The sequence below is a fragment of the Saccharopolyspora terrae genome (assembly GCF_004348435.1).
Lineage (GTDB): Bacteria > Actinomycetota > Actinomycetes > Mycobacteriales > Pseudonocardiaceae > Saccharopolyspora > Saccharopolyspora endophytica.
The window spans coordinates 1-7,474 of record NZ_SMKS01000120.1 but is presented as its reverse complement, the minus strand read 5'-3'; the positions used below and the strand labels follow the sequence as shown (position 1 = coordinate 7,474).

Annotated in this window: 7 protein-coding genes; 2 read left to right on the top strand and 5 right to left on the bottom strand. The window is 71.3% G+C overall.

What is annotated here, in order from left to right:
- Nucleotides 1-27: 27 nt before the first annotated feature.
- The 4 genes from E1181_RS30625 to E1181_RS30610 all read right to left on the bottom strand — a co-directional run bounded on the left by E1181_RS30625 (nt 28) and on the right by E1181_RS30610 (nt 4,102).
- The gene (locus E1181_RS30625; RefSeq protein WP_132679892.1) at nt 28-1,335 is read right to left on the bottom strand and encodes an ABC transporter substrate-binding protein; all 1,308 of its coding nucleotides are present in this window, start codon (nt 1,333-1,335) and stop codon (nt 28-30) included.
- A gap of 133 nt (nt 1,336-1,468) precedes the next feature.
- Complete coding sequence (locus tag E1181_RS30620) at nt 1,469-2,491, bottom strand: LacI family DNA-binding transcriptional regulator (RefSeq protein ID WP_132679891.1); 1,023 nt, start codon at nt 2,489-2,491, stop codon at nt 1,469-1,471.
- Nucleotides 2,492-2,624: 133 nt separating this feature from the next.
- The gene (locus E1181_RS30615; RefSeq protein WP_132679890.1) at nt 2,625-3,266 is read right to left on the bottom strand and encodes a 4'-phosphopantetheinyl transferase family protein; all 642 of its coding nucleotides are present in this window, start codon (nt 3,264-3,266) and stop codon (nt 2,625-2,627) included.
- Nucleotides 3,266-4,102: a metallophosphoesterase family protein gene (locus E1181_RS30610; protein ID WP_132679889.1), complete on the bottom strand. Its 837-nt coding sequence runs from the start codon at nt 4,100-4,102 to the stop codon at nt 3,266-3,268. Before E1181_RS30610 ends, E1181_RS30615 begins: the two co-directional genes overlap by 1 nt.
- Before the next feature lie 347 nt (nt 4,103-4,449).
- Between E1181_RS30610 and E1181_RS30605 the strand changes: the two genes are divergently transcribed.
- Nucleotides 4,450-5,202: an SDR family NAD(P)-dependent oxidoreductase gene (locus E1181_RS30605; RefSeq protein ID WP_207922393.1), complete on the top strand. Its 753-nt coding sequence runs from the start codon at nt 4,450-4,452 to the stop codon at nt 5,200-5,202.
- Nucleotides 5,199-6,155, top strand: a complete 957-nt coding sequence (locus E1181_RS30600; protein ID WP_132679888.1) for an aldo/keto reductase — start codon at nt 5,199-5,201, stop codon at nt 6,153-6,155. The genes E1181_RS30605 and E1181_RS30600 overlap by 4 nt, the downstream gene beginning before the upstream one ends.
- Nucleotides 6,156-6,176: 21 nt before the next feature.
- On the opposite strand, the gene E1181_RS30595 is transcribed toward E1181_RS30600, so the two are convergent.
- Nucleotides 6,177-7,055 (bottom strand): NADP-dependent oxidoreductase, encoded by an 879-nt coding sequence (locus E1181_RS30595; RefSeq protein ID WP_132679887.1) that lies wholly within the window; start codon nt 7,053-7,055, stop codon nt 6,177-6,179.
- Nucleotides 7,056-7,474 lie beyond the last annotated feature (419 nt).

Here is a 7,474-nt window from a genome sequence, read left to right as displayed (position 1 = left end):
GGGCGGGGGAGGGGGCAGCGGTGCTGGTCAACTTCCGGTACCTCGCATCTTCTGCTCGGCGTCGGCCAGCGCGGCCCGCACGTCATCGGTGGTGACCTGGCGGCCCGTGGCGATCTCGGCGAACAGGTCCCGCATCGCCGAACCCACGGTCGTCTCGAAGTGCGCCTCGGTCGGGATCATCGGTGCCGGTTCCGAGTAGTGGGCCAGCACGTCCGAGAAGACCTCGTCCTCCTCGGTGTGGAAGGCGGGGTCGTCGTAGGCGTCGGTGACCACCGGCAGCGTCCCGTACTTCTTGTTCAACGACGCCTGGACGTCCTTGCTGGTCAGGAACTCCACCAGCTTCAGCGCCTGCTCGCGCTTCGGGCTGTCGGCGAACACCGCGACGTTCGACCCGGCCACGTGGCTCAGCGCCGGCGTGCCGCCTCGCGGCAGCGGATCGGGCGCGGGCAGCCGGACCACGCCGTAGGCGTCCTCGGACATCCCGTTGTCCTCCAGCGTCGGGATGACGCTGTTCTGCGCGATGAGCATCGCCGCGTTGCCGTCGGTGAAGTCCTCCGCGGCGCTGGAGGTGTTGCCTTCCTCGGCGTCCCCGGGGCTGACGACCTTCTGCGTCGACATCAGGTCCAGGTAGCGCTGCACGGCGGACACGGCGCCGGGCGAGTCGAACTCGGGCCCGTTGGCGGTGATGAGGTCGACGCCCTCCCAGCGGGCGAACATGAAGGCGAAGTGCGCGTTCTCGGTGTAGCTCGCGCCCGCGATGGTCAGTCCCCAGCGGTTGCGGGCGGGATCGGTCAGGCGCTCGGAAGCGGCGAGGAACTCGTCCCAGTTGCGCGGGGGAGCCAGCCCGGCCTCGGCGAAGAGCTTCTTGTTGTAGAAGACGCCGTAGCTCAACCCGTAGAGCGGGAGCGACGTCGGGACCTGGCCCGCCATGCCGGTCGAGCTCATGCTGCTGTCCAGGAACCGCTCCCGGCCGCCGAAGCGCTGCATCAGCCGGTCGTCGAACGGGACGAACGCGCCGGTGGCCTGCAGCGACGCGGCCCAGGTGTTGCCCAGGTTGACCACGTCGGGCCCGACCCCCGAGGTGGCGGCGCCCAAGATCCGGTTGAGCAGATCGGACCAGCCGATGACCTCGACGTTCACCTCGATGCCCGTCTGGGCGGTGAACTGGGCGAGCTCGTCGTGCAGGATCTCCATGTCCTGCTCGGCGCTCTTGCCCTGGTTGCTGGCCCAGTAGGTGATCGTGTTGGGGTCTTCGGCCGAGCCCGCGCATCCCGTCAGCGTCCCGGCGAGCAGTGCCGCGATCAGCGACACCGCCGCGAGTGAGCGTTTGATCACGAAACGACTCCTCGGCCTCGTCGGACCCGTCGTTGGGTCCGCCGCTCAAACTAGGGACTTAACCGGTTAACAAGAAGGCCGGTCCGATCTGCGTGACCGATTCGTTACCTTTGGTGCCCTCGTGCTGCTCCGGTCAGCCGAACGCCGGTGCCGCGCCGGTGCTCTCGCGCGTGATCAGCTCTCTGGGCTGCAACCGGGAGTCGTCGGCGACGCCCGTTTCGATCAGCTCCAGCAGCATCAGCGCCGCCCGCGCCGCGGCCGCGCCCACGTCGTGCGAGAAGGCCGTGATCGCCGGGTGCACCACCCGGCACAGCATCGAGTCGTCCCACGCCAGCACCGAAACGTCCCCGGGCACCCGCACTCCGAGTTCCGCGGCCCGCGCCACCGACGCCACCGCCATCACGTCGTTGTCGTAGATGATCGCCGTCGGTGGCCGCGCCGAAGCCAGCAGCCGCGCCGTGGCGGCCACGCCGCCGCCCTCGGTGTAGTCGCCCTGATCGCGCATCAGCGCCACGCCGGGCCGCTCCTTCGCCGCACGCCGCAGTTCCCGCTCGCGGCGAGCGGTGTGCCGCAGCTGCCCCGGTCCCTGGACGTGGCCGATCCTGCGGTGGCCCAGGCCGGTGAGGTACCCGATCGCGCTGTCGGCGATGTCGTGCTCGTCGACCCACAGCACGGGAATCCCGGCCATCGGCTGCTCGGTCCCGAAGAACACCGCCGGTATCCGCAGTTCCCGCAACAGCGCCGGGCGCGGGTCGTCGACCCGCAGATCGGTCAGCAGCACCCCGTCGACGCGGCGCTCCGCCCACCACCGGAGGTAGGTCTCCAGCTCGGTGCCCGGATCCGACGCCAGTGCCAACTGGAGCGAGAAGCCGTGCGCCGAGAGCGTCTGCTCCAACCCGGCGACCACCTGCATGAAGAAGGGTTCGGTCCGCAGCACCTCCGGGGACCGCGCGAGCACGACGCCGACGGTGGCGGCCCGGTCGCTCGACAAGGCGCGCGCCGCACTGCTGGCGCGCCAGCCCATGTCCGCGGCCACGTCGAGGATGCGTTCCCGCGTCTCCTGGGACACGCCGCCGCGGCCGTTGAGCGCGTAGGACACCGCGGCCTTGGACACGCCCACCGCGCGGGCGATGTCGATGATCGTCGGCCGCTTCACAGCGCCACGGCGGACGTCGAGCGGTGGAGCACGTCGATCAGCGACCAGTCCGGAAGTCCCGCCACCGCTCTTCCCCTCGGGCGACTGCTGTTCGAGCAGCAGAGTACGGCACGCCGGACACCGGCGAGTCCGCTCAGCGGTCGACGACGGCGGTGATGATCAGGCCGTCCTCGGCCAGCCAGCGGCCGGTGAACGAGGTCAGGGGTGCGCCGCGGGGGTCGTGGCCCTGCTTGAGCAGGCGGGCGTGGAAGGTGCCGTCGAGGGAGAGGGTGAGTTCGGCTTCCTCGAAGTCGAGCCACTCGCCGGTCAGCGGGAACCAGGACTTGTAGACCGACTCCTTGGCGCTGAACAGGATTCGATCCCAGTGCACCGTGCCCGGCAGCGCCGAGATCATGGCTCTTTCGGCCGGCAGCGACACCGCGTCGAGCACGCCGTCGGGCAGCGGCTCGTGCGGTTCGGCGTCGATGCCGATCGTGCGCACCGCCTCGTCCCAGGCGACCGCGGCCGCTCGGTAACCCGCGCAGTGCGTCATGCTGCCCACGACTCCCGGTGGCCAGCCCGGAGCGCCGCGCTCACCAGGCAGGAGAGGGCCGACGGGCGCGCCGATCTCGGCCAGGGCGGTGCGGGTGCAGTGGCGCACGGTGGCGAACTCGCGACGTCGCTTGTCGACCGCTCGCCAGATCACCGCGGCCTCCTCGGCGAACAACCGCGCCTCCGGCGGGTCGGTGAACAGCTCGTGCCGCGCGAGATCGTCGGGCAGGACTCGTTCGAGCATCACGACTCCTGCGGGAACACGCGGCGCAGCGGCTCGTCGGGCAGGCCCCGGCGCTTCCACTCGCGCGGGTAGCCGATCGAGACCTCCTGGAAGCGGACCCCGTCGTAGAAGGTCGTGCGCGGGATGTGCAGGTGGCCGTAGATGGCGGCCGCCGCGCGGTGCCGCACGTGCCAGTCGGCGGTGCGCACCGTGCCGCACCACTGCGCGAACTCCGGGTACCAGAGCACGTCGGTGGGTTGGCGGACCAGCGGGTAGTGGTTGACCAGCACCGTCGGCAGGTCCGGATCGCACTCGGCGAGCCGCTTCTCGCTGTGGTCCACGCGGGCTCGGCACCACGCGTCGCGGCTGGGGTAGGGGTCCGGGTGCAGCAGGAACTCGTCGGTGCACACCACCCCGGACTCGTGCGCCACGGCCAGCGCCTCCTCCGTGGTGGAGGTGCCGGCGGGGCGGAAGGTGTAGTCGTAGCCCACGAACAGCGGCGCGATCGTGACCGGTCCGCCCCGGCCGGTCCACACCGGGAAGTCGTCCTCGGGTGTGACGACGCCGAGCTCACGGCAGCGCCGCACCAGTTCGAGGTAGCGCGCCTCGCCGCGCAGCTGCAGGGGATCCTGCTTCGGCGTCCACAACTCGTGGTTGCCGGGAACCCACACGACCTTCTCGAAGCGCCCGGCCAGCATCTCCAGAGCCCAGGTGATGTCGTCGGACATCTCGCCGACGTCCCCGGCGACCAGCAGCGAGTCGTGATCGGAGCCGGGGCGCAGCTTCCGGGCTATGTCCTTGTTCTCATCAGCAGCAACGTGCAGGTCGCTGATGGCGAGCAGTTCACCAGAGGCCATGATTCCCCGATGGTAACCGCCTGAGAACCAGCATCTCCCCAAGGATTGGTGTGATACGGGAGCTAAGGTGACATGCATGGGTGGTCATGAGCGGTGCGCCTCGAGCACTGAGTCGCCCACGTCCTATCCCTCAACGCCCACGACGAACGTGCCGAGGAGCAGCGAGTTTCCTCCTCCTGGGAGTTCTGGGGGCTTCTCGTGGTTCGAGCGCGGGCGCGTGGTGGTCGTCGAGGGTGAGGTGGAGGACTCCCGGGTCGAGGTCGTGGGGGCGGAGTCGGATTCCTTGTCGCCTGCTCGTTCGGGGTGCTAGAGCTCCAGGAGATCTCGGCGAGCGAAGGGGCTGACCGGTGAGCGCAGGGGAGTTCGAGGGTCTGGCGGCGGTGGTCACCGGCGGCGGGTCGGGAATCGGCCTGGCGGTGGCGCGGACGCTGGCCGATCGCGGGGCGAAGGTCGCGGCGTTGGACCTGGACCCGGGCGGGGTTCCGGCCGGGATGCTCGGTCTCCGGTGCGACGTCACCGACGAGGACTCGGTGCGCGAAGCGGTCAAGGAGTCCGTCGAGCACCACGGCGGCCTGGACGTGCTGGTCAACAACGCGGGCATCGGCGCGCAGGGCACGGTCGAGACGAACTCCTACGAGGAGTGGCGTCGCGTCTTCGACGTCAACGTGCTGGGCATCGTGCGCACCAGCCGCGCCGCTCTGCCGCACCTGCGCAGGTCGGCCGCCGCGTCGATCGTCAACACGTGCTCGATCGCGGCGACGGCAGGCCTTCCGGACCGCGCGGCCTACAGCGCCAGCAAGGGTGCCGTGCTGTCGCTGACCCAGGCGATGGCCGCTGATCACCTCCCCGAGGGGGTCCGCGTCAACTGCGTGAACCCGGGCACCGCCGACACGCCGTGGGTGCGTCGGCTGCTGTCGGCGGCGGACGACCCGGACGCGGAGCTGGCCGCGCTGAACGCCCGGCAGCCCTCGGGGCGCCTGGTCTCCGCCGACGAGGTCGCGGCCGCGGTCGCCTACCTGGCGGGGCCCGCGGCCGGCGCCACGACGGGGACGTCGCTGGCGGTCGACGGCGGCATGCAAGGCCTGCGGTTGCGGAAGTGACCGTCCTGGGCGGATCCGGGGTGCGGGTGAGCGCCCTGGGCTTCGGCGGTGCGGTGATCGGCAACCTCTACCGCGAGGTCTCGGAGGCGACGGCGGCGGAGACGGTCGCGGCGGCGTGGGACGCCGGGATCCGCTACTTCGACACCGCACCGCACTACGGCCTGGGGCTGGCCGAACGCCGGCTCGGCGCGGCGCTGGCAGGACGGGCCCGGCACGAGTTCTCGGTGTCGACCAAGGTCGGCAGGATCCTCGAACCCGTCCCGAACCCCGGGCGCGCCCACGACGTGGCGGGCGGGTTCGAGGCGCCCGCGGACTTCGCGCGGCGGTGGGACTTCAGCGCCGACGGCGTCCGCCGCTCGCTGGAATCCAGTGTGGACAGACTGGGGCTGGACCGCGTCGACCTGGTGCTGCTGCACGACCCGGACGAGCACTGGGCGCAAGCGGTCGCCGAGGCCTACCCGGCCCTGCACGAGCTCCGCTCGCAGGGAGTGGTGGGGGCGATCGGCGTAGGGATGAACCAGTGGCAGATGCTGCGGCGCTTCGTCACCGACACCGACGTCGACGCCGTGATGCTCGCGGGCCGCTACACGCTGCTGGACCCCTCCGGTGAGCCGCTGCTGGACGAGTGCGCTCGCCGCGGCGTGTCCGTGCTGGCCGCAGGGGTGTTCAACGGCGGGGTGCTGGCCACCGACGACCCCGCCGCCCACGCCGTCTACGACTACCTCCCGGCATCACCGCAGGTGGTGGGCAGGGCGCGGCGGATGGTCGAGATCTGCCGCCGCCACGGGGTGGCGCTCCCGCAGGCCGCCATCGCGCACGCCGCGCGGCACCCGGCCGTGGCGTCGGTGGTGCTGGGAGCGCGATCGCCGGAGGAGGTCCGGCGCAACGCCGAGCTGTTCGACGCGCCCGTCCCCGACGAGCTGTGGGAGGAGCTGGCGGCGGCCGGGCCCTGACCGTCCGGCCGCCGCCAGCGGTCAGAAGCGGAGGACCAACCTGCCCCGCGTGCCACCGGCTTCGAGCCGCCGGTGCGCCTCGGCACCCTTCTCGATCGGGTAGGTGTCCGCGACGCGCAGCGTCAGCGCGCCCTCCTCGACCTGCTGCCGCAGCCGGTCGAGCTTGGCCTGCTCCAACCAGCGCACCGTGGCGATGCCGCCGCCGTCGCGGACCGCGGCCTCGACCGCGTCGTTGAGCACCGCCGCGTCCACGACGCCGTCCACACCGCCGGGCGCGATCTCGCGGATGCGGGTGGCGACGTCGTCGCCGCGCTCGACGATCTCGTCGGCGCCCAGCGAGGCCACCAGGTCGCGGTCGGAGTCCTTGGCGTCGGCGATCACCCGCAGGCCGTCGGCCTTGGCCAGCTGCACGACGTAGCCGCCGAGGGTTCCGGCGGCGCCGGTGACGGCGAGCAGGCCGCCGCGCGGCAGCGCGAGCCGGTCGAGGGCGAGGCGAGCGGTGAGCCCGTTCATCGGCAGCGTCGACGCGGCGTCGTGACCGGTCCCGGCAGGGGCGCGGGTGACGGACGCGGCGGGCAGCACGATGCTCTCCGAGTAGGCGCCGTGCGCACCGGACGGGATGACGATGGCCATCACGTCATCGCCGACTCGCAGGTCGGTGTCGGTGCCCTCGCCGATCTCGTCGATGACGCCGGCGGCGTCCATGCCCGGCACGTAGGGCGGTTCGGCGTCGCGGTACCGATCGGGGAACCAGCCCGCGCGACCGGCGGTGTCGGTCGGGTTGACCGCCGCCGCGCGCACCCGGATCCGCACTTCGCCGGGGCCGGGATGCCGCTCCGGCACCTCGTGCACACCCAGGACCTCCGGACCGCCGAACTCGGTGAAACCAACGACACGCATGTCGATCACAACCTGCGGCGGACGGCCGGTATTCCGGTGCGTCAGGCGGATCACTGAAGGAACCGGACGCGACGGCCGCGCCTGCGAGGAGCTGTTGTGAGAATGCGGCGGAGCCGCATCCTCTTCCACCACCTGAGCAGCATGCACCGCCGCGGGTTCTTCAGCGCCTTCGTGGCGAGTACGCCGTGACGCCGTGTATTGGCATACATCAGGAGCGGCGCACGGAGTCCACGGAGGCGCTCAGGTTCCGCTACCCGCACCGCCACGCAAAGCAATTCCTCAACAGCTCCTAGTAGTGCTTTGTTAGGTGTGGATCTTGGTGTGGGATGATCTTGTTTTGTGAAGCAGGGTGATCTCGCTCGGGTGCGTGGCCGGTTGGAGGAGTTCGCGGCGGAGGTGTTCGCTCCGCTGGCGCGGTC